At 71.2% G+C, this 19,712-nt stretch carries 19 protein-coding genes; 7 read left to right on the plus strand and 12 right to left on the minus strand.

The window, feature by feature from the left end:
* Positions 1–343: 343 nt before the first annotated feature.
* The 8 genes from QWU11_RS13040 to QWU11_RS13075 all read right to left on the minus strand — a co-directional run bounded on the left by QWU11_RS13040 (position 344) and on the right by QWU11_RS13075 (position 9,151).
* On the minus strand, positions 344–2,599 hold the full coding sequence (locus QWU11_RS13040; RefSeq protein WP_290105469.1) for an ABC transporter ATP-binding protein: 2,256 nt from the start codon (positions 2,597–2,599) through the stop codon (positions 344–346).
* Positions 2,596–3,381: an ABC transporter permease gene (locus QWU11_RS13045; protein ID WP_290105470.1), complete on the minus strand. Its 786-nt coding sequence runs from the start codon at positions 3,379–3,381 to the stop codon at positions 2,596–2,598. The genes QWU11_RS13040 and QWU11_RS13045 overlap by 4 nt, the downstream gene beginning before the upstream one ends.
* Complete coding sequence (locus tag QWU11_RS13050) at positions 3,378–4,316, minus strand: ABC transporter permease (RefSeq protein ID WP_290105471.1); 939 nt, start codon at positions 4,314–4,316, stop codon at positions 3,378–3,380. The genes QWU11_RS13045 and QWU11_RS13050 overlap by 4 nt, the downstream gene beginning before the upstream one ends.
* 229 nt (positions 4,317–4,545) lie before the next feature.
* The gene (locus QWU11_RS13055; RefSeq protein WP_290105472.1) at positions 4,546–4,776 is read right to left on the minus strand and encodes a leucine zipper domain-containing protein; all 231 of its coding nucleotides are present in this window, start codon (positions 4,774–4,776) and stop codon (positions 4,546–4,548) included.
* 58 nt (positions 4,777–4,834) lie between these two features.
* A complete protein-coding gene (locus tag QWU11_RS13060; protein ID WP_290105473.1) occupies positions 4,835–5,863 on the minus strand; it encodes an acyl-CoA dehydrogenase family protein in 1,029 nt (342 codons plus the stop codon).
* A gap of 4 nt (positions 5,864–5,867) precedes the next feature.
* Positions 5,868–7,037, minus strand: a complete 1,170-nt coding sequence (locus tag QWU11_RS13065; RefSeq protein ID WP_290105474.1) for an acyl-CoA dehydrogenase family protein — start codon at positions 7,035–7,037, stop codon at positions 5,868–5,870.
* A gap of 25 nt (positions 7,038–7,062) precedes the next feature.
* On the minus strand, positions 7,063–7,656 hold the full coding sequence (locus QWU11_RS13070) for a TetR/AcrR family transcriptional regulator (protein ID WP_290105475.1): 594 nt from the start codon (positions 7,654–7,656) through the stop codon (positions 7,063–7,065).
* A gap of 43 nt (positions 7,657–7,699) precedes the next feature.
* A complete protein-coding gene (locus QWU11_RS13075; protein ID WP_290105476.1) occupies positions 7,700–9,151 on the minus strand; it encodes an MFS transporter in 1,452 nt (483 codons plus the stop codon).
* A gap of 101 nt (positions 9,152–9,252) precedes the next feature.
* On the opposite strand from QWU11_RS13075, the gene QWU11_RS13080 reads away from it, so the two are divergent.
* Positions 9,253–9,846 (plus strand): TetR/AcrR family transcriptional regulator, encoded by a 594-nt coding sequence (locus tag QWU11_RS13080; protein ID WP_290105477.1) that lies wholly within the window; start codon positions 9,253–9,255, stop codon positions 9,844–9,846.
* A 3-nt stretch (positions 9,847–9,849) separates the two neighbouring features.
* Here the strand turns inward: QWU11_RS13080 and dapF are convergent, their stop codons facing one another.
* Together dapF and miaA are read right to left on the minus strand one after the other, a co-directional pair.
* Positions 9,850–10,644: a diaminopimelate epimerase gene (dapF, locus tag QWU11_RS13085; RefSeq protein ID WP_290105478.1), complete on the minus strand. Its 795-nt coding sequence runs from the start codon at positions 10,642–10,644 to the stop codon at positions 9,850–9,852.
* Positions 10,632–11,534, minus strand: coding sequence for a tRNA (adenosine(37)-N6)-dimethylallyltransferase MiaA (gene miaA / locus QWU11_RS13090; protein ID WP_290105664.1), 903 nt, complete (start codon positions 11,532–11,534; stop codon positions 10,632–10,634). Before miaA ends, dapF begins: the two co-directional genes overlap by 13 nt.
* Before the next feature lie 122 nt (positions 11,535–11,656).
* On the opposite strand from miaA, the gene QWU11_RS13095 reads away from it, so the two are divergent.
* Entirely contained in the window at positions 11,657–11,845 is a 189-nt protein-coding gene (locus QWU11_RS13095; RefSeq protein WP_290105479.1) for an antitoxin, read from the plus strand.
* Here the strand turns inward: QWU11_RS13095 and QWU11_RS13100 are convergent.
* Together QWU11_RS13100 and miaB are read right to left on the minus strand one after the other, a co-directional pair.
* The gene (locus QWU11_RS13100; RefSeq protein ID WP_290105480.1) at positions 11,842–12,516 is read right to left on the minus strand and encodes a class III extradiol dioxygenase subunit B-like domain-containing protein; all 675 of its coding nucleotides are present in this window, start codon (positions 12,514–12,516) and stop codon (positions 11,842–11,844) included. The genes QWU11_RS13095 and QWU11_RS13100 overlap by 4 nt on opposite strands.
* Before the next feature lie 10 nt (positions 12,517–12,526).
* Positions 12,527–14,008: a tRNA (N6-isopentenyl adenosine(37)-C2)-methylthiotransferase MiaB gene (gene miaB / locus QWU11_RS13105; RefSeq protein ID WP_290105488.1), complete on the minus strand. Its 1,482-nt coding sequence runs from the start codon at positions 14,006–14,008 to the stop codon at positions 12,527–12,529.
* A gap of 163 nt (positions 14,009–14,171) precedes the next feature.
* On the opposite strand from miaB, the gene QWU11_RS13110 reads away from it, so the two are divergent.
* From QWU11_RS13110 to QWU11_RS13130, 5 genes are all read left to right on the plus strand, one after another.
* A complete protein-coding gene (locus QWU11_RS13110; protein ID WP_290105489.1) occupies positions 14,172–14,954 on the plus strand; it encodes an amino acid ABC transporter ATP-binding protein in 783 nt (260 codons plus the stop codon).
* A gap of 55 nt (positions 14,955–15,009) precedes the next feature.
* On the plus strand, positions 15,010–15,867 hold the full coding sequence (locus tag QWU11_RS13115; RefSeq protein ID WP_290105490.1) for a glutamate ABC transporter substrate-binding protein: 858 nt from the start codon (positions 15,010–15,012) through the stop codon (positions 15,865–15,867).
* A gap of 128 nt (positions 15,868–15,995) precedes the next feature.
* Complete coding sequence (locus QWU11_RS13120) at positions 15,996–16,628, plus strand: amino acid ABC transporter permease (protein ID WP_290105667.1); 633 nt, start codon at positions 15,996–15,998, stop codon at positions 16,626–16,628.
* Positions 16,625–17,566, plus strand: a complete 942-nt coding sequence (locus QWU11_RS13125; protein WP_290105491.1) for an amino acid ABC transporter permease — start codon at positions 16,625–16,627, stop codon at positions 17,564–17,566. The genes QWU11_RS13120 and QWU11_RS13125 overlap by 4 nt, the downstream gene beginning before the upstream one ends.
* Before the next feature lie 103 nt (positions 17,567–17,669).
* On the plus strand, positions 17,670–19,685 hold the full coding sequence (locus QWU11_RS13130; protein ID WP_290105492.1) for a prolyl oligopeptidase family serine peptidase: 2,016 nt from the start codon (positions 17,670–17,672) through the stop codon (positions 19,683–19,685).
* Positions 19,686–19,712 lie beyond the last annotated feature (27 nt).

A 19,712-nucleotide genomic window follows, 5' to 3' on the forward strand; every position in this document is an offset into this window, starting at 1 on the left:
CGTTTGCCCGGTGACCGGCGGACGCCGGGTATCGGGCGCCTCACTGCCAACGACGCCGCGACCGTCCGTCGCCAACGACACAGCCACGTCAGAACCGCCCGCAGCAACGTCACGTACGCCCTCATCAGGGATCCGTCGCGGGGACGGTCCGCTCTGGGCACGAGGGACGCGGTTCGCCCGCGCAGCCGACTGACGCCGGGTATCGCGAGTAATGCGGCGAACAACCTCATCAGGGACTCCTTGGGAGGGAAGCGGCGGTCTCAGGGGCTCACCGGAGTTCGGGTCGGCCGTCCGTAACAGGGCGGCGTGGTCGCACCGGCCGGTGACACGGTGTGCGGCCTCATCAGGGGCTCCTCAGGGTGAAGTGGCAGGCGACGGCCTGGTCGGGGCCGACGGGGTGGAGTTCGGGTTGCTCGTCCGTGCAGCGGTGGCGGTCCCGGGCGGGGCGGGTGGCGAACACCGGGCAGCGAGTGCGGAACTGACAGCCGGGCCGGTCCTGGGCGTCCAGGACCTCCCGGGGTGGGGACGGGAGCGGTGTGGCGGGACGGGGTCCGATCGATACCGCCGTGCGGCGCCGCGGCGCCGCCGCCTGTCGGCAGCCCGGCGGGGTTCGTTCGTGGTGGTCGAGCAGGGGGACGGCGGCGAGCAGCGTCTCGGTGTAGGGGTGGGCGGGTGTCTCGTAGACGGCGTCGGCGTCACCGATCTCCACGATCCGGCCGAGGCGCATGACGGCGACGCGGTCGGCGAGTCGCCGTACCGCCGCGAGGTCGTGCGCGGCGAGCAGGTACGACAGGCCCAGGCGTGTCTTCAGCTCCTGGAGCAGGGCGATGATGCCCGCCTGGACCGAGACGTCGAGTGCGGAGAAGGGTTCGTCCATCAGGAGGAGCCTGGGTTCGAGCGCCAGCGCGCGGGCGATGCCGACTCGCTGGCGCTGGCCGCCGGACAGCTCGCCCGGGCGGCGGTTCGTGTGTGCGGGTTCCAGGCCGGTGAGGCGCAGCAGCTCCTGCACGCGGGCGGCGATGCCGGGCCGGCGGTGGGCACGCAGGGGTTCGGCGATGAGGGCGCCGGCCGTCATACGCGGGTCGAGCGCGGCGAGCGGGTCCTGGAAGACGAACTGCAGGTCGCGACGGAGCCTGCGGCGTTCGGCTCCGGACAGCGTCGCGGTGTCCCGGCCGAACACGGTGATCCGCCCGCCCTGGACACTTCCGAGCCGGAGGATCTCCATCAGCAGAGTGGTCTTGCCACATCCGGACTCACCGACGAGCCCCAACGTCTCGCCCGCGCGGATGTCGAGGCCGGCCCCGTCGACGGCCTTCACCACACCGCGCCGACGCGGGACCGGCCTTCCCCCGCGCAGCGGGTAGTGCTTGACGAGCCCGCCCACCTCCAGCACCACCGCCCGGCCCGAACGCGCATCGGGCGGGAGGTCACCCGCCACCTCCGGCAACCCGATCCCGGCAACGTGCCCCTCAGCCGCCCGTGTGGAAGGACACGCGACGCAGCGACCTGGGACGCCGGAACGCTCGTCGGCACGACGCCCACCGGCGATGGGCGGGCGATCGGGCGCTGGGAGGGGGCTGACCGGAGCGTCGCCGGTCCCGGCCGGCCGCGTGCAAGGGGAGGTGGCACGGCGTTCAGGGTCTCTGGGGGACTCGCCGCCGTGGGACCTTCCGGCGACGGTCGGGCGTCCGGATGAAAGCAGAGGGCCGGCCGAGGAATCGGTCCGCCCCGCCCCGAGCGCCGGAGGACGCGTGGCATCGAGACTCGGGCCGCCTGCGGATTCGCCGGGTTGGCGCGCTTCGGCCGCCGGCGGACGGTCGGGTGGGCGGGGGCGCGTCAGAGTTGGGGCGGCGGTGAGCAGGGCTCGGGTGTACGGCTCGTTCGGGTGGGTGAAGACCTCCTCGGTGCGGCCGGTCTCCACGAGACGGCCTTCGCGCATCACCAGCACGCGGTCGGCGTAGTTGACGGCCATGCCCAGGTCGTGGGTGATCAGCAGGAGGGCCGCGCCTGTGCGGCTTCGGTAGGACCTCAGGGACTCAAGAACATTCGCCTGGGTCGGGGGGTCCAGGCCGGCGGTGGGCTCGTCGGCGAGGATGACCGCCGGGGTTCCGGCGATGGCCATGGCGATCATCGCTCTTCGCAGGAGGCCGCCAGAGAGCTCGTGGGGGAAGGCGCGGGCGACGCGAGGGGCGTCCGGGATCTCGGTGGCGCGTAGCACGCCGATCGCGCGTCCGGTGGCCTCGCGGCGCGACATCTTGGCTCGCAGGCGGATCGCCTCGGCGATCTGGGGGCCGATTCGGTAGACCGGGGTGAACTCCTGGTCCTGGCAGATCAGGGCGAGGTCTCCGCCGCGGATCTTCGCGAGTGCCCGGTCGCCAAGGCCGAGGAGCTCGCGGCCCCGGAGCCTCACCGATCCCTCGACCCGCACACCCCCGGGCAGCAGGCCGACCATGGCCAGGGCCGTGGCCGACTTTCCGGCGCCGGACTCGCCCACGACCGCGAGCGCCTCCCCCGGCTCCAAGGCCAGGTCCAGACCCCGGACGGCTCGCACTCCGCCCGGGAAGGTCACGTGCAGGCCCGATACCTCCAGAACGTTCATGCGGCCGGACCCAGCACGTCGCGCAGGCCCTCGCCCAGCAGGTTGGCGGCGACGACGACCGCGGCCAGGGCTGCCACGGGTGGCGCGAACAACCACGGGAACGTCGTCGCGGAGGACGCGCCGTCCGCGATGACCGTGCCCAGGGACACGTCCGGGGGGCGGACGCCCAGGCCGAGATACGACAGGCTGGTCTCGCCGATCACTGCCGTGCTCACGTTGAGCGTCGCGTCGACGGCCAGCAGCGAGGCCAGGTGCGGGACGATGTGCCGGACCACGATCGCCGGCGGCCGTACTCCCAGGTGGCGCGCCGCCACGACGAACTCCCGCTCCCGCAAGGACGCCGTCATCGCCCGGACGACCCGCGCGGTGACCATCCACAGGAACGCCGCGAGCACCAGGACCCCGCGCAGGGCGGGCGACACGGTCGCCACGGCGAGGAGCGGCGGGAGGACCAGCAGGACGTCCGCCAGGAACATCAGTGAACGGTCGGTCCGGCCGCCGAGGTAGCCCGCGACCGTGCCGGTGACCGCCGCCAGGCCGGTGGCGCACACCGCGACCACCAGACCGCTCACGAGCGAGAATCGCAGACCGCGCAGCGTCAGCGCGTACACGTCGCGCCCGGTCGGCGTTGTGCCGAGCCAGTGACCCGCGGACGGTGGCTGCCGGAAGGCGCTCAGGTCGACCCCCGCCCAGCTCCACCGTGCGCACAACGGCCCGGCGTACGCCAGGACCAGCAGCGACACGAGACCTCCGGTCCCCACGGCGAGACGGGCCCGGGTCACGACCGCACCCGCGGGTCGAGCACGACGCGGCACAGGTCGGCCAGCAGGCCGGCCAGGGCGATCGCGATCGCGGCGGCGCAGCCGCAGGCCGCCACGGCGTTCACGTCGTCGGCCTGGATCGAGTCGATCAGCCACTCCCCCAGCCCGTGCCAGGCGAAGGCCTTCTCCGTGATGGCCGCGCCCGCCAGCAGGCCCGCCAGGGAGTACGCCGCGAACATGGGCATCGGCAGGACGGCGACCCGCAGGCCGTGCCGCAGTAACGCCTGCCGTCGCCGCAGGCCCTTGGCCATCGCCGTGCGCACGTAGCCCGCGTTCAGCACGTCGAGCATCACGCCGCGCTGGTAGCGGGCGCAGACCGCCGCCTGCCCGAGCGCCAGCGTCGCGGTCGGCAGCACCAGATGCCGCAGCCGCCCGCCGAGGCCGGGCGGTGCGCCCGGGGTGTATTCGCCCGTCCAGTCGAAGACCCGCATGCCCGCGCGGGCGTTCGCCCACTGGGCGGCGGCCTGGAGCAGGACGGCGAGGGCGAAGACCGGCATCGACACCAGGGCCAGCGTCGCGGCGGTGAGCAGGCGGTCGCCCGGACCGTGCCGTGCGACCGCCGCCGCCGACCCCAGCAGCACTCCCCCGGCGGTGCCGAGCGCGAAACCGCACGCCACCAGCCGCAGGCTCACCCCGGCCCGCCGCCACAGCTCGTCACCGGCCGGAGCGCCCGAGAGCGTCTCGCCGAAGTCGCCCCGCGCCACGCCCGAGACCCAGCGCGCGTAACGCCGCGGGACGGAGCCCGCGAGCCCCAGCTCACGCAGCCGGGCGTCGACGGCGGCCCGGGGCGGGCGCGGGCTCCGATCCGACAACGCCGCGCGCGGGTCGAGCGCCACGGCGGCCAGCAGGTAGGCGAGACTCGCCCCCGCCACCACGAGCAGCAACCGCAGAACCATGCGATCAACCTCCAGCAACCGACTGCGGAAAGTTATCGCAAAGTCACGTCAGGTAACCAGATCCGGAAGCACTCTGTGGAAAACCTGACGCCTGGTCTCCGTGGCGAGCGGTGTCGCTGAGGAGCGGTGACGGTGTACGCGTCGGGGCCGGTGACCGGGATGCGGCGCGCGTTCGCGGCGGATATAGCGGAGGCGGCATGGGGTTCGAGCCGAGGCGTTTGAGGATGTTTCAGACCGCGGAGTGGCCGATGTGGTGGCGCTCGGCGTGGGTGGCGTTCGGGCTGTGGCGGGGTCGGCTGGAGCGGTCACGCAGCCCGTCGATGCCGTCGTCTTGAGAGCGGCTGATCCCGTCGTAGCGGCAGGTCAGCCCAACGTTGCCGGTGACTTCCCCAGCGTGGTGAAGGACCGCCAGGCGTCGCCGTGCCTGGCGGTCGAGCCGCTGTGCAGATGACGGCGGCATGGCAGATCTCCGTAGTGATCGGAGACCCGAGTGCCAACAACGTCCGCCGGTTTCATCCCTAATCCAAGAGGAACGCCGCGACCTCCGCGCGCTGGCTACGAGAGGGCCCGTCGAACGCCGCCAGCCACTGCGCGCGCTTGTAGTAGCGGTGCAGCACGTGCTCCCAGGTGAACCCGATCCCGCCGTGTCCCTGGATGGCGTTCTCGCAGGCGAAGACGGCCGCGTCGCCCGCGAAGGACTTGGCGGCCAGGCACGCCTGGCGCACCATCTCATCGTCCGACGACACGCACCACGCCGCCCAGTACGCCAGCGACCGCGCCTCCTGCAGCCGTACGTAGACGTTCGACGCCTTGTGCGAGACCGCCTGGTACACGCCGATCGGCTTGCCGAACTGCTCCCGCTCCTTCGCGTACGCGACGAGCAGGTCCAGCGCCCGCTGGGCGACGCCGACGCCCTCCAGCGCCAGTGCCGCGTACGCGCGGTCACGGATGCGGCCCAGAAGCGCTCGCGCCTCCTCGCCGGAGACCAGGAGCCGCGCCGGCGCGTCCGGGAAACGAACGTCCGCGACCCGCCGCGTGCCGTCCAGCGTCGAGCGGGGTGTCACGACCGCGTCCGCCGCCTCGACCGCGTACAGCCCGGAGTCCGCGACGACCACGAACAGGTCGGCCGACGCCCCCTCGGGCACGAGGACCTTGTCCCCGCGCAGCCGCCCATCGGAGAACGACGTGGCCACCGGGTCCAGGATGCCCTGCGGCCGTCCGGCCTCGGCCCACGCGAGCGTCGCCTTCAGCGAACCCGAGGCGACGCGCTTGGCCGCCTCTTCGTCCAGCGCCGGGGCCGCGAGGGCGAGCGTGGAGAAGAACGGCGCCGGCAGCGGCCGGTAGCCGGTCTCCTCGAACAGCACGGCCTGGTCGAGGAAGGTCAGCTCGGCGTCGAGCCAGCCCATCTCGGCGAGCTTGGGCCACACCGAGGGGTCGCCGCCGGCGTCGGCGTACGACGCCAGGGCCGCGTCGTCATAGCGCGAGGCGAGGAACGAACGCGCGAAACCGCGCAGTTCGGACTGTTCTTCGGAGAACGCGAAGTCCATGGGGTCAACGTCCCTTCGGCAGGCCGAGGACGCGCTCGGCGATGATGTTGCGCAGGATCTCCGACGTCCCCGCCTCGATCGTGTTGCCGCGCGACCGCAGCTGCCAGTACTGCCAGAAGCCGTTCCACGGCGCCTCGTCGCCGGTGACCTGCGCGTGCAGGCCGAACACCGACTGGGCCAGTGAGGTCAGCCGCTGGTTCGCCTCGCTCCAGGCGAGCTTCACGCCCGAACCCTCCGGGCCCGGGATGCCCGTCTCCAGCAGCGCGGTCAGCGACCGGTAGTTGGTGAAGCGCAGCGACTGCATCTCGATCCACTCGCTCGCGACGGCGTCGCGGATCACCGGGTCGTCGGCGGGGCGGCGCCCGTCGGGCCCGGGCTGCTTGACCAGCGCGATCAGCTGGTTGACCATGCGCTCCAGCTCGGCGGAGAGCGCGAAACCGAGCGTGCCGCGCTCGTGCAGCAGCGTGGTCATCGCGACCTTCCACCCGTCGCCCGGCTCGCCCAGGATCGAGTCGCGCGGCACGCGTACGTCGTCGAAGAAGATCTCGTTGAACTCCGGGTCGCCGGTGATCTGGTGCAGCGGCCGTACGGTCACACCCGGGGCGTGCATGTCGACGATGAGGTAGGAGAGCCCGGCGTGTTTGGGCACCGACGGGTCCGTGCGGACCACGAGGATGCAGAAGTCGGCCTTGTGCGCGTAAGAGGACCAGACCTTCTGCCCGTTCACCACCCATTGGTCGCCGTCGAGGACCGCGCTCGTACGGCCCGCGGCCAGGTCGGAGCCCGAGCCGGGCTCGGAGAAGCCCTGGCACCAGATCTCCGTGCCGTCCAGCAGCGGCTTGAGGTAACGCTGCTTCTGCTCGTCGGTGCCCCACGCGATGATCGTCGGCCCGGCCATGTTGAGGCCGATGACGCCGGGGTGGCCCGGGGCGTTCACACGCGACATCTCCTCCAGGAAGATCGCCTGGAACGTCGGCGACAGCCCGCGGCCACCGTACGCGGCCGGCCAGGTCAGCCCGACGTACCCGGCGTCGTACAGCTCACCGCCCCAGCGGCGCAGCGCGTCGAAGTCGCCGCGGCCCCCTTCGAGCGGCCGGCCGGACCAGTGTTCCGAGAGCCAGGAGCGAAGCTCCGTACGGAACACGGCCTCCTCCGGTGTGTCGTGAAAGTCCACACTGACCTCCCATAAGAGAACCCGACTAGATCCCGATCGCCCGGCAGTAGAGCCGGGTGAGTTGCTCCACGTCGCCGTCGTCATGCGGCCGGCCGAGCACGAACCAGGTGTACGCGGTGCGCCCGATCATCGTGGAGAGGGCCACCGCCGCCATGCGGGGGTCGACGTCGGCCGGGACGAGCCCGGCCTCCTGCCAGCCGCGGATCGCCCGTTCCTGGCGGTCGTAGAAGACTCCCCAGGCCCGCAGGTAGGTCTCCCGCATGGCCGGTGAGAACGTCGCGACCTGCTCGAACACCGCCATCAGGCGGGCACTCCGCTCGTACGCGCGCAGGTAGGCGCGGTTGGCGCTCGCGATGAGCGCCCGCGGCCCGTCGCCGTGCAGCGGCTCGGCGCGCATCACGGCGAGCAGCCCCCGCAGCATCTCGTCGATCAGCTCGGCGAAGACCGCGTCCTTGTCGGCGAAGTGCGTGTAGAAGCTGCCGTACGCGACGCCGGCCCGGTCGCAGATCTCGCTGATCTTGGCGTCGAGGAAACCGCGCTCCTCGAACACCTCGCGGGCGCCGCGAAGGAGCGCACCTCGGGTGCGCTCCGCTCGCGCCTGGCGCCTGACCTCGGTCACCGGGACATCGTAACCGAAACCGATTCGGTCATCAGCCAGGGGATCAGCCCCGCTCCGGGCGGCCGGTGTTCATCACCACCCCGACGACGACCGCGCCCACCGCGAGGATCACCGCCGCCGTGGCGAACCCGTGCGTGAACCCCCGTACGAGCCCCTCCTTGAGAGCGGACCGCTGCCGCGTGGCCATGTATCCGGCGGTCGCGCCGGTGGCGATCGTGTTGAGCAGGGCGACGCCGATCGAGCCGCCGATCTGCTGGGCGGTGTTGGCCATGGCCGAGGCGACGCCCGCGTCGCGCCGGTCCACCTCGTGCGTCGCGTAGCTCATCGCCGGCGCCATCACCACACCCATACCGAGACCGATCAGGATCTGGGCGGGCAGCACGCCCGAGGCGTACGAGGAGCCGGCGTCCAGCCGTACCAGCCAGGCCAGGCCGGCGGCGGCCACGAGCAGGCCGGGCGCCACGAGGACGCGCGGCGGCACGCGAGGCAGCAGCCGGGCGGCGATGCCGCCGCCCGAGACCAGCACGCACGCGGTCAGCGGCAGGAACGCCGCCCCGGTGCGCACCGGGGAGTATCCCTTCACCACCTGCAGGTCGTACGTGAGCAGCAGGAGCAGCCCGAACATCGCGATGATCGCGATGGCCACGGCGAGGTACGCGCCGCCGCGCGTGCGGTTCAGCACCACGCGCAGCGGGAGCAGCGGGCTCGCGATGCGGCTCTCGACCGCGGCGAACACCGCGAGCAGGACGACGCCCCCGACGAGCAGGCCGAGGACCGGCCCCGAGCTCCAGCCGTCGGACTCGGCCCGGCTGCACCCGTACACGATCGCGACGAGCCCGCCCCCGCCCAGGATCACGCCGGCGAAATCGAACCGCGCCCGGGTCCCGGTGCGGTGGTCGGCGGGCAGGAAGTACCAGCCGAGCGCGGAGATCACCGCGATCGGCACGTTGACGTACAGGCACCAGCGCCAGTCGAGGTACTCCGTCAGCAGCCCGCCGAGGATCAGCCCGATCGCGCCGCCACCGGCGGCGATGGCCCCGAACACGCCGAACGCCTTGGCGCGGTCGGCCGGCCGGACGAAGGTCACCGAGAGCAGCGACAGCGCCGCCGGGGCGAGCAGCGCGCCGAACGCGCCCTGCAGCGCCCGCGCCGCGAGCAGCACTCCGAAGCCCGGCGCCGCGCCGCCCAGGGCGGAGGCGCCGGCGAAACCGAACAGGCCGACGAGGAAGGCGCGGCGGCGCCCGGTGTAGTCGGCGATCCGCCCGCCCAGCAGGAGCAGGCCGCCGAACGCCAGCGTGTACGCGGTGATCACCCACTGGCGGCCGCCGTCGGAGACGTCGAGGGCGCGCTGGGCCGAGGGCAGCGCGATGTTCACGATCGTGGCGTCCAGGACGATCATGAGCTGGGCCAGGCAGATGAAGACGAGGGCGATCCAGGGGCGGCGGACGGCCGGTTCGGCCGGGGCCTTCTCCAGGGTGGGGCTCGTGGGTTCCACGAGGACCTCCGTAAATCGGATGTTCGTTCTATTTATTGTCCCTCACGCTCGCACCGGCCCGCCGACTTGTCAAGAACGAACATCCGTTTTAGCTTGAGGTCATGCCTCGAGTCACCGATGACCACCTGGAACGCCGCCGGCAGCAGATCCTCGACGCCGCACGGATCTGCTTCCTCCGCAAGGGCTTCCACCGGACGTCGATGCAGGACGTCTTCGCGGAGTCGGGGCTGTCGGCGGGCGCCGTGTACCGCTACTTCAAGAGCAAGAACGAGATCATCCACGCGATCGCCACCGAGCGGCAGAGCGGCGCGATCAAGCTCCTGGAGACGATCGTCAAGGAGGACCCCCTCCCGCCGTTCGAGGAGATCATCGAGCGGTTCTTCGGGTTCGTCCAGACGATCCTCGACGAGGACGGCGCGCTCCGCGTGGCGCCGCAGGTCTGGGCCGAGGCCCTGCACGACCCGGTCTACCAGGCGATCGTCGCCGACCTGTTCAAGGGCGTACGCGGCTCGTGGGCCGCGCTCGCCACCCGCATGCGCGACGCCGGGCGGCTGCCCGAGGACGCCGACCCGGAGGCCGTGGGCGTGACCCTGATGTGCACGATGCCCGGCTTCGTCCTGCAGCGGATGCTGAACGGCGACATCGACGCCCGCACGATCCGCGCGGGGTTCCACGCGCTCGGCGGCGCGCGCTGACGCTCAGAGGCGCAGCTCTCCCTCGGCGACCAGCACCGCCGGGCCGCGCAGGAAGCTCGTCCGGCCGTCCAGGATCACCGTGACGACGCCTCCGGGCACGGCGATCTCCCAGGTGCCCCCGGTCCGTCCCTCGGCGTGCGCCGCGGCGACCGCGGTCGCGACCGCCCCCGTGCCGCACGAACGGGTCTCGCCGACCCCGCGTTCGTGCACCCGCATCTCGACCCGGCCCTCGCCGACGGCGCGGAACAGCTCGAGGTTGACGCCGTCGGGGAACACGCCCGCGTCGATCTCCGGCGCGCGGGTCAGGTCGAGCCCGGTCACGGGCTCGGTGATCACGCAGGCCAGGTGCGGGTTGCCCATGGAGATGCCCAGCCCCTCGTACGTCCGCCCGCCCAGGACCGCCCGGCTCTCGCCCAGCACCGCCGGCGCGCCCATGTCGACCGTGACGTCGCCGCTCGGACCGAGGTGGACGTCGCGCACGCCGCCGCGCGTGGCGATCGGCAGGTCGCCGGGGGCGGCCAGCCCGGCCTCGACGAGGTAGCGGGCGAACACCCGCGCCCCGTTGCCGCACATCTCGGCGACGCTGCCGTCGGCGTTGCGGTAGTCCATGAACCACTCCGGGGCGCCGTCGTGCCCGAGCGCCTTGGACCGTACGACGCGCAGGACACCGTCCGCGCCGATGCCGGCGCGCCGGTCGCAGATCACGGCGACCATGGCCGGGGTCAGCTCCAGCGACCCCTCGGGGTCGGGCAGGATCACGAAGTCGTTCTCGGTGCCGTGCCCCTTCACGAATCGCATGGACCGATCGTATCCAGGGCCTGGTCCGCGGTCGCGCGATAATCGATCCAGCGTACGCGCGGGTCGCGGCGGAACCACGACTCCTGGCGGCGGGCGAACCTCCGCGTCAGCCGTACGGTCTCCTCGCGGGCCCGGTCCTCGGTCCACTCCCCCGACAGGAATCTCAGCACCTGGGCGTAGCCGAGCGCGCGGCTCGCGGTCAGGCCGTCGCGCAGCCCCTGCGACTCCAGCCGCCGCACCTCCTCCACCAGCCCCGCCGACCACATCCGCTCCACCCGCAGCGCGATCCGCTCGTCGAGCTCGGGGCGCGGGACGGTGAGACCGAGCTGCGTGGCGTACTCCTTCGCGTCCTCATAGGAGGGCATCGACGCGCTGAACGGCCGCCCCGTCATCTCGATCACCTCCAGCGCGCGGACGATCCGCCGCCCGTTGCCGGGCAGGATCGTGGCGGCCGCCACCGGGTCGAGGCCGGCGAGCCGCTCGTGCAGCACCGCGGAGCCCGCCTCGCCGAGCTCGGCCTCCAGGCGCGCCCGCACCTCCGGGTCGGTGCCGGGAAAGTCCAGATCGTCGATGACGGCGCGGATGTAGAGCCCCGAGCCGCCGACCAGCAGCGGCATCCGGCCACGCCCATGGATCTCCGCGATCGTCTCCCGCGCCGCGCGCTGGTAGTCGGCGACGCTCGCGGTCTGCGTGATGTCCCAGACGTCCAGCAGATGGTGCGGAACGCTCCGGCGCCCGGCGAGGTCGATCTTCGCCGTGCCGACGTCCATGCCCCGGTAGAGCTGCATGGAATCGGCGTTGACGATCTCGCCGCCGAGGCGCAGCGCGAGCTCGACCGCCAGGTCGGACTTTCCCGCCGCGGTCGGCCCGACGACCGCGACGATGGCCATGCCGGCCAGGTCGCCATGCCTGATCGTTGCGCTCACAGGCTTAATTCTGGCCCCACCCCGGGTATGGCTTCGCACAACGGGCACCGGTGCCCGGTGCCCGTGTGGCCCGATTGGGGAGTCCGATGTCCATTGTGGACAAGATGAAGGAATTCCTCGGCCAGCACGGCGACAAGGTCGACAAGGTCGTCGAGAAGGCCGGGGACATGGTCGACGAGAAGACCGGCGGCAAGTACGCCGACAAGGTCGACAAGGCCCAGGAGCAGGCCAAGAGGTCCGCCGACAAGTGGGGCGAGGAGGGCCGCCACCCCTAGGGGCGCGTCCAGCTCGCGACGAGGTAGCCCACGCCGTACGGGGCCTCGTCGGCGAGGAGCTCTCCGGCGAAGCGACCGTCGCGGGCGGCGCCCGCGAGCACCTGCCAGGGGGCCCGGCCGGCGGCCAGCAGTTCGGCCGCGAGGGCCGGGTCCAGCCGGGCCAGCGCGTTCGCGTCGGCCCCGGCCAGCGCGCGCGCCACCTCGGCGTCGAAGCCGGCCGACCGCTCGTCGAGGTAGCCCGGCGCCCGCTCGGTCCGGCAGGCGCTGCCATCGCCCATGACCAGAAGCCCCAGGCGGCCGGCCGACGCGCCGAGCTCGGCTCCGAGCCGGCCGCACGACTCCGCCGGGGCGTCCTGCGCGACGGCCCGGTAGCCGGCCGGGCTCGTGCCGAGCAGCCAGCGCCCGATCGTCAGGGACAGCGGAAGCACCGCGGGACCGTCCCCGACCACGACGTCCACGCCGTACGGCAGCAGGCCGCCCGCGGCGTCCGGGCCGTACTCGCGGGTCTCGGGCCCCGAGCCCACCACCACGATCGCGTCACAGGCCCCGGCCAGGCGGCGTACGGCCTCCGCGCACGCCGCGCGCAGGGAGTCGAGCTCCGGCGCCGCGCCACAGGCGACCTCGGGGACGAGCAGCGGCGGATGCGGGCAGACGGCCGCCGCGCTCAGCACGGCGCGGGGCTCACCGGCAGGACGGCGCGGCCGGCGCCGCGACCGGCCGGCCGATGCCGGGCATGCCCAGGGAGACTCCCTTGGCGGACGCGGCTGGTTCGGCGGCACGCCGCTCCCACGCGTCGCCCGCCGCCGTACGCCGTACGCCGCGCACCGGGCCGTCTGCCACCAGGTGGTGCGGCGCGGCGTAGGTGACGTCGACGGTGACGACGTCGCCGGGGCGCGCGGTCTCGGCGGCGGTGAAGTGGACGAGGCGGTTGTCGGGCGCCCGCCCGGACATCCGGTGGGTACGCCCGTCCTTGCGGCCCTCGCCCTCGGCGACCAGGACGTCGAGCGTACGGCCGAGCTGGCGTTTGTTCTCCGCCCAGGAGATCTCCTCCTGCAGCTCCACCAGCCGTTCGTACCGCTCCTGCACGACCGGCTTGGGCACCTGCCCCTCCATGTCGGCCGCCGGCGTGCCGGGGCGCTTGGAGTACTGGAAGGTGAACGCGCCGGAGAACCGCGCCTCGCGTACGACGTGGAGGGTCTGCTCGAAGTCCTCCTCGGTCTCGCCGGGGAAGCCCACGATGATGTCGGTGGTGATCGCCGCCTCCGGGATGGCGGCGCGGACCCGCTCGATGATGCCGAGGTAGCGCTCCTGGCGGTAGGAGCGGCGCATCGCCTTCAGCACGGTGTCCGAACCGGACTGCAGCGGCATGTGCAGCGACGGCATGACGTTGGGCGTCTCGGCCATCGCGGCGATCACGTCGTCGGTGAAGTCGCGCGGGTGCGGCGAGGTGAAGCGCACCCGCTCCAGGCCCTCGATCCGGCCGCACGCGCGCAGGAGGTCCGCGAACGCCCCCCGGTCGCCGAACTCAGCGCCGTAGGAGTTGACGTTCTGGCCGAGGAGGGTGACCTCCAGGACGCCCTCGCCGACGAGCGCCTCGACCTCGGCGAGAATCTCCCCCGGGCGGCGGTCGGTCTCCTTGCCGCGCAGCGACGGGACGATGCAGAAGGTGCAGGTGTTGTTGCAGCCCACCGATACCGAGACCCACGCGGCGTACGGGGACTCCCGGCGCGTCGGCAGTGTGCTGGGGAACGTCTCCAGCGACTCCTTGATCTCGACCTGGGCTGCCTCCTGCACCCGCGCGCGTTCGAGCAGGACCGGCAGCGAGCCGATGTTGTGGGTGCCGAACACCACGTCCACCCAGGGCGCGCGCTTCACGATCGTGTCGCGGTCCTTCTGGGCGAGGCAGCCGCCGACGGCGATCTGCATGCCGGCGTGGCCCTCCTTGACGGGCCGCAGGTGCCCCAGGTTGCCGTACAGCCGGTTGTCGGCGTTCTCGCGCACCGCGCAGGTGTTGAACACCACGACGTCGGGCGTCGCGTCGTCGCCGGCGCGGGCGTAACCGGCGTCTTCGAGCAGGCCGGCGAGTCGTTCGGAGTCGTGGACGTTCATCTGGCACCCGTACGTGCGTATCTCATAGGTACGGGCGGCGGCGTCGAATGTCATGGGCGCGTTCATCTCAAGAAGAAAGGGTACGCGCGCCCGGCGCCCGTACGGCCATCGCCGATCCGGCAATCACCCCATCAGGCCTTAGACCTGAGCGCAACGTGATCGGATCGGTATACCAGATGACTGTTTGTGTTCTTCGGATGACGTACGCTTTGCGGGCATGACCGACAGCGGCAAGGCGGCCCAGGAGGCCGAGGTGAGTGGCGGCGGACCGCTCGTGGTGCTTGAGAACGTCAACAAGTACTTCGGTGAATTGCATGTCCTCAAGGACATCGATCTGACCATCCACCGCGGCGAGGTCGTGGTTGTGATCGGCCCGTCGGGCGGCGGCAAGTCGACCTTGTGCCGCACGATCAACCGGCTCGAGCCGATCGACGACGGCAGCATCCGCATCGACGGGCAGCCGCTCCCGGAAGACGGTAAGGAACTCGCGAAGCTCAGAGCCGACGTCGGCATGGTCTTCCAGTCGTTCAATCTGTTCGCGCACAAGACGATTCTCCAGAATGTCACCCTCGGCCCGACAAAGGTGAACAAGGTCGGCGCCGCGGAGGCGGAGCAGCACGCGATGGAGCTCCTCGAGCGCGTCGGGATCGCCAGCCAGGCGGAGAAGTACCCGGCGCAGCTCTCCGGCGGACAGCAGCAGCGGGCCGCGATCGCACGCGCGCTCGCGATGCGGCCGAAGGTGATGCTCTTCGACGAGCCCACCTCCGCGCTCGACCCCGAAATGATCAAAGAAGTGCTCGATGTCATGACCAATCTGGCCGCCGAGGGAATGACCATGGTCGTGGTCACCCACGAAATGGGATTCGCCCGGGCGTCGGCCAACAAGGTCGTCTTCATGGCCGACGGTCAGATCATCGAGGAGAACACCCCGGAAGAGTTCTTCACAAACGCCCGAAGTGATCGCGCGAAGGATTTCCTTTCCAAGATCCTGACGCACTGAATGTAATGAACTCGCCGGCTTTTTCTCGGTGCCGGCTTGATAGCAGAGGAAGATCATGCGAGTACGTCATTTCGGCGTTGCCGTCGCCGCTCTGGCCGTCGCCACGATGGGCCTTTCAGGCTGTGGCGCCAAAAAGGCCGATTCTGTCGTCGACAAGGCCAAGAACGACAAGAAGCTCACGATCGGCGTGAAGTTCGACCAGCCGGGAATCGGCCTGAAGAAGCCGGACGGCACCGTCGAGGGCTTCGACGTCGACGTCGCCAAGTACATCGCCGGCAAGCTCGGCGTGACGGAGAAGAACATCACCTGGAAGGAAACGATCTCCGCGAACCGCGAGTCGTTCCTGAAGAACGGCAGCGACGACCTGGTGCTCGCCAGCTACTCGATCACCGCGGCGCGCCTCCCCCTGGTCACCTTCGGCGGCCCGTACATCATCCCTCACCAGGACATCCTCGTCCGCGGCAACGACACGTCGATCAAGACGTTCGCGGACCTCAAGGGCAAGCGGGTGTGCCAGGTCTCCGGGTCCAACTCCTGGAAGAACCTCACCGAGGGCACCAACAAGTTCAACCAGAAGATCGCGGTCAAGCTCGTGCCGGCCAACGCGTACGAGGAGTGCATCACCAAGCTCAAGGGCGGCTCGCTCGACGCGGTCTCCACCGACAGCACCATTCTCGCCGGTTACGCCGCCCGTGAGGGCAGCGCGGTGAAGGTCGACAACGTGCCGTTCACCGACGAGAAGTACGGCGTCGGCATCAAGAAGGGCGACACGAAGACCTGCGAGGCCGTCAACAAGGCGATCACCGAGATGTACACCGACGGCACCGCCAAGAAGCTCATCGACAAATGGTTCACGCCGGAACACCTGACGTTCGACACCAGCAAGCCCCCGGCTTTCCAGGGCTGCAGCTGAGCCGAAGCCCGCTGATAGCGCGCCGGTGAGCCTCCGGGCTCACCGGCGCCGTCTCGATCCGGTGGAGACCCATGAATTTCCACGCGCTGTTGGACTTCAGTCCGCTGCAGCAAGAATTCGGCACGATCATGAAGGCGTTCTGGGGGACGATCCGGCTGTCCCTCGTGACCGCCGTCGGCGCGCTGATCTTCGGCACCGTGCTCGCCGCGATGCGGGTGTCGCCGACCCCGGTGCTGCGCGCGGCCGGCGCCTTGTACGTCTACATCTTCCGTAACACCCCGCTGACGCTGATCCTGCTGTTCTGCAGCCTCGGCCTGAGCGACACGCTCCACCTGCAGATCTCCCAGGATCCGGGGACCAACGGCTTCTGGCTGGCGGCCATCGGCATGACGGTCTACACGGCGTCCTTCGTCTGCGAGTCGCTGCGGGCGGGCATCAACACCGTCCCGATCGGACAGGCGGAGGCGGCCCGGTCGATCGGCCTGACCTTCACCCAGACTCTGCGGCTGGTCGTGCTGCCCCAGGCGTTCCGCGCGGTCGTGGCGCCGCTCGGCAGCGTCTACATCGCGATGATCAAGAACACCACGATCGCGCTCGCCGCGGGTTACTTCGAGGCGTCGGCCCAGATGAAGCAGATGTTCGACACGTACGGCGGCACCATCCCGATCTTCGTCGGGTTCGCGGTCGGGTTCATGGTGCTGACCCTCCCGACCGGCTTCTTCTTCGGCTGGCTCTCCAAGCGACTGGCGGTGGCGCGATGACGATGACGGACACCCAGGACGCTCCGGCGCGGCGGCCCACCAAGAACAAGCCCTCGGTCCTGTTCGACGCCCCCGGCCCGCGTGCCCGGCTGCGCAACAACATCCTCACGCTCGCCGCGGCCGTCGTACTGCTGGTCGTCGCCTACCTGCTGATCGCGCGGCTGAGCCAGCAGCACCAGTTCGCCGGCAAGCTGTGGGAGCCGTTCACCAGGAAGATCGTCTGGACCAGACTGATCATCCCCGGCCTCGGGGGCACCCTCAAGGCCGCCGCGGTCGCCGCGGTGTTCGCCCTGATCATGGGCGTGATCCTCGGCCTCGGCCGGCTGTCGGAACACAAGTGGATCAGCGTTCCCGCCGGGGCCGTCGTGGAGTTCTTCCGTGCCATCCCGCTGCTGATCATGATCTTCTTCGCCCAGGCGGGCCCACCGGCGATCATGGACTCGTTCGGACGGGTCCTGCCACCGGTGTCGGCGTTCCTGGCCCTCGTCATCGGGCTCACGCTGTACAACGGGTCGGTGCTGGCGGAGATCTTCCGTTCGGGCATCAACTCGATCCCGAAGGGCCAGTCGGAGGCGGGCTACTCGATCGGCATGCGCCGGAGCGGCGTCATGCTGCGCATCCTGGTGCCGCAGGCGGTCACCGCGATGATGCCGGCGGTCATCAGCCAGCTCGTCGTCCTGCTCAAGGACACCGCGCTGGGCTACATCATCGCCTACTCCGACCTGCTCAACGCGGGTCTGCGCGTGATCCCGGGCAACTTCGGCAACATCATCCCGTCGGCGATCGTGATCGCTGTGATCTACATCATCATCAACATCCTGCTCGGCCTGGCCGCGACGTGGCTGGAGAAGCGCAGCCGGCGAAGCCGCAAGACTTCGGCTCGCACTCTGAGTACGGGCGCGGGCGCTCCCCCGGCCGTCGGCATGGGCTCTTTGTGATCCGCGAGGCCGGGGACCGGAGGGTTCCCGGCCTCACATCTTTTGCGACCTCAAGTGACGGTTCGTGGCCCCATTGTCCCCCGGTATGCGAGACGATTCCGATATGACCGCTCGTGCGACCGCTCCCTATGGCTCCTGGCCCTCTCCCATCTCCGCCGCCGACGTCGCGAGGGCACGCCTCCGCCTCAGCTATCCGACCATCCACGGCGATCAGGTGTGGTGGCAGGAGACGCGACCAGAGAGGGGCGGGCGCACCACGATCGTGCGGTCCGGTACCGACCTGCTGCCCGCGCCGTGGAACGCCCGTACGCGGGTGCACGAGTACGGCGGGCGGGCCTACCTCCCGCTGCCCGACGGCGACCTCGTCTTCGCCAACTACGCCGACCAGCGGCTCTACCGGCTCACCGAGGGGCAGACGCCGCTCCCGCTGACCCCGGAGCCCGCCGAGCCGGCGGGCCTGCGCTACGCCGATCTCACGCTGTCCCCTGACGGGCAGCACCTGTGGTGTGTCCAGGAGGCACACGCGGGCGGCGCCGTACGGCGCGCGATCGTCGCGATCCCGGTCACCGGCGCCGCCGCGCAGGACCCCGGCGCGATCCGCGAGCTGGTCAGCGGCGCCGACTTCTACGCGTTCCCGACGCCGTCCCCCGGGGGCGGCCATCTCGCCTGGGTGCAGTGGAGCCATCCCCGGATGCCCTGGGACGGCACGGAGCTGCGCGTGGCCAACTTCGACCCGGCGGGCACGATCGAACGCCCCCGTACGGTCAAGGGCGGCCTGAGCGAGTCGGCGCTGGCGCCCACGTGGATCGACGACTCCAGCCTGTACGTCGTCTCGGACTGGCCCGGCTGGTGGAACCTCTATGAGGTCGGGCTGGCCGGCGGGTCGCCGCAGGCGCTCTACCCTGCCGAGGAGGAGTTCGCCGGGCCGCTGTGGCAGCTCGGCGGCCGGCCGTACGCCGTGCTGGACGACGGGCGCATCGCGGTGCTGCACGGGCAGGGCGACCAGCGGCTGGGCCTGTACGACCCCGAGACCGCCGAGCTGACCGACTTCGAGCTGCCCTACACCGACTGGAAACTGGAGCTGTCCGCCGACGGGACGACGATCGTCGGGGTCGCGGGCGCACCGGACATCCCCTGGTCCGTCGTCGCGGTCGACGCCGACAGCGGCGAGGCCAAGGTGCTGCGCAGCGAGATGGAGTCCCTGCCCGACTCGGCGTACCTGCCTCTGCCGCGCGCCCAGGAGCTGGAGGGGCCGTTCGGGCGGCCGGTGCACGCGTTCGTGTACCCGCCGTCCAACCCGTCCGCCCAGGCGCCCGAGGGCGAGCTGCCGCCGTACATCGTGTTCGTGCACGGCGGGCCGACCGGGCACTCGACCAGCGTCCTCGACATGGAGATCGCCTACTTCACCAGCCGGGGCCTCGGCGTCATCGACGTCAACTACGGAGGTTCGACCGGCTACGGCCGCTCCTACCGCGAGCGGCTCCGGCGGCAGTGGGGCATCGTCGACGTCGAGGACACCGTGGCGGCGGCCGAGGCGCTCGTACGCGGTGGCGTGGCCGATCCCGGGCGCCTGGCCATCCGCGGGGGCAGCGCGGGCGGCTGGACGACTCTGTGCGCGATCACGGGGAGCACGCTGTTCAAGGCGGGCACGTCCTACTACGGCATCGCCGACCCGCAGAACTGGCTGAAGGAGACCCACGACTTCGAGTCCCGGTACCTCTACGGGCTGATCGGGCCGATGCCGGGGTTCGAGCGGGCCTACGAGGAGCGGTCCCCGGTCGCGCGGGCCTCCTCGACGGCCTGCCCCGTACTCCTCCTGCAGGGCCTGGACGACCCGATCGTCTCCCCGCCGCAGTCCGAGCGCTTCGCCGACGCGGTGGCCGGCAAGAACATCCCGTACGCCTATCTGACGTTCGAGGGCGAGTCGCACGGCTTCCGGCGGGCCGAGACGGTCATCGCCTGCCTGGAGGCCGAGCTGGCGTTCTACGGGCAGACGCTGGGGTTCGACCCCAAGGACGTGGCGCCGGTCCAGCTGACCGTGGAGCGCCGGCGGATACCGCCGCCTCCGCCGCCCGCCCCGCCTGCCGCTCCGCAGCCGGCCGCCGCTCCCGAGGAGTGATCTCATGGCACGGTACGGCCGGGCGGC

Source organism: Actinomadura sp. DC4 (genome assembly GCF_030406325.1).
Taxonomy (GTDB): Bacteria; Actinomycetota; Actinomycetes; order Streptosporangiales; family Streptosporangiaceae; genus Actinoallomurus.

Bases quoted from the DNA above. Each gene is read 5' to 3' on its own strand.
- QWU11_RS13040 (WP_290105469.1), bottom strand. From the start codon at position 2,599: ATGAACGTTCTGGAGGTATCGGGCCTGCACGTGACCTTCCCGGGCGGA.
- QWU11_RS13050 (WP_290105471.1), bottom strand. From the start codon at position 4,316: ATGGTTCTGCGGTTGCTGCTCGTGGTGGCGGGGGCGAGTCTCGCCTAC.
- QWU11_RS13055 (WP_290105472.1), bottom strand. From the start codon at position 4,776: ATGCCGCCGTCATCTGCACAGCGGCTCGACCGCCAGGCACGGCGACGC.
- QWU11_RS13060 (WP_290105473.1), bottom strand. From the start codon at position 5,863: ATGGACTTCGCGTTCTCCGAAGAACAGTCCGAACTGCGCGGTTTCGCG.
- QWU11_RS13080 (WP_290105477.1), top strand. From the start codon at position 9,253: ATGCCTCGAGTCACCGATGACCACCTGGAACGCCGCCGGCAGCAGATC.
- dapF (WP_290105478.1), bottom strand. From the start codon at position 10,644: ATGCGATTCGTGAAGGGGCACGGCACCGAGAACGACTTCGTGATCCTG.
- miaA (WP_290105664.1), bottom strand. From the start codon at position 11,534: ATGGCCATCGTCGCGGTCGTCGGGCCGACCGCGGCGGGAAAGTCCGAC.
- QWU11_RS13095 (WP_290105479.1), top strand. From the start codon at position 11,657: ATGTCCATTGTGGACAAGATGAAGGAATTCCTCGGCCAGCACGGCGAC.
- miaB (WP_290105488.1), bottom strand. From the start codon at position 14,008: ATGACATTCGACGCCGCCGCCCGTACCTATGAGATACGCACGTACGGG.
- QWU11_RS13110 (WP_290105489.1), top strand. From the start codon at position 14,172: ATGACCGACAGCGGCAAGGCGGCCCAGGAGGCCGAGGTGAGTGGCGGC.
- QWU11_RS13115 (WP_290105490.1), top strand. From the start codon at position 15,010: ATGCGAGTACGTCATTTCGGCGTTGCCGTCGCCGCTCTGGCCGTCGCC.
- QWU11_RS13120 (WP_290105667.1), top strand. From the start codon at position 15,996: ATGAAGGCGTTCTGGGGGACGATCCGGCTGTCCCTCGTGACCGCCGTC.
- QWU11_RS13125 (WP_290105491.1), top strand. From the start codon at position 16,625: ATGACGATGACGGACACCCAGGACGCTCCGGCGCGGCGGCCCACCAAG.
- QWU11_RS13130 (WP_290105492.1), top strand. From the start codon at position 17,670: ATGACCGCTCGTGCGACCGCTCCCTATGGCTCCTGGCCCTCTCCCATC.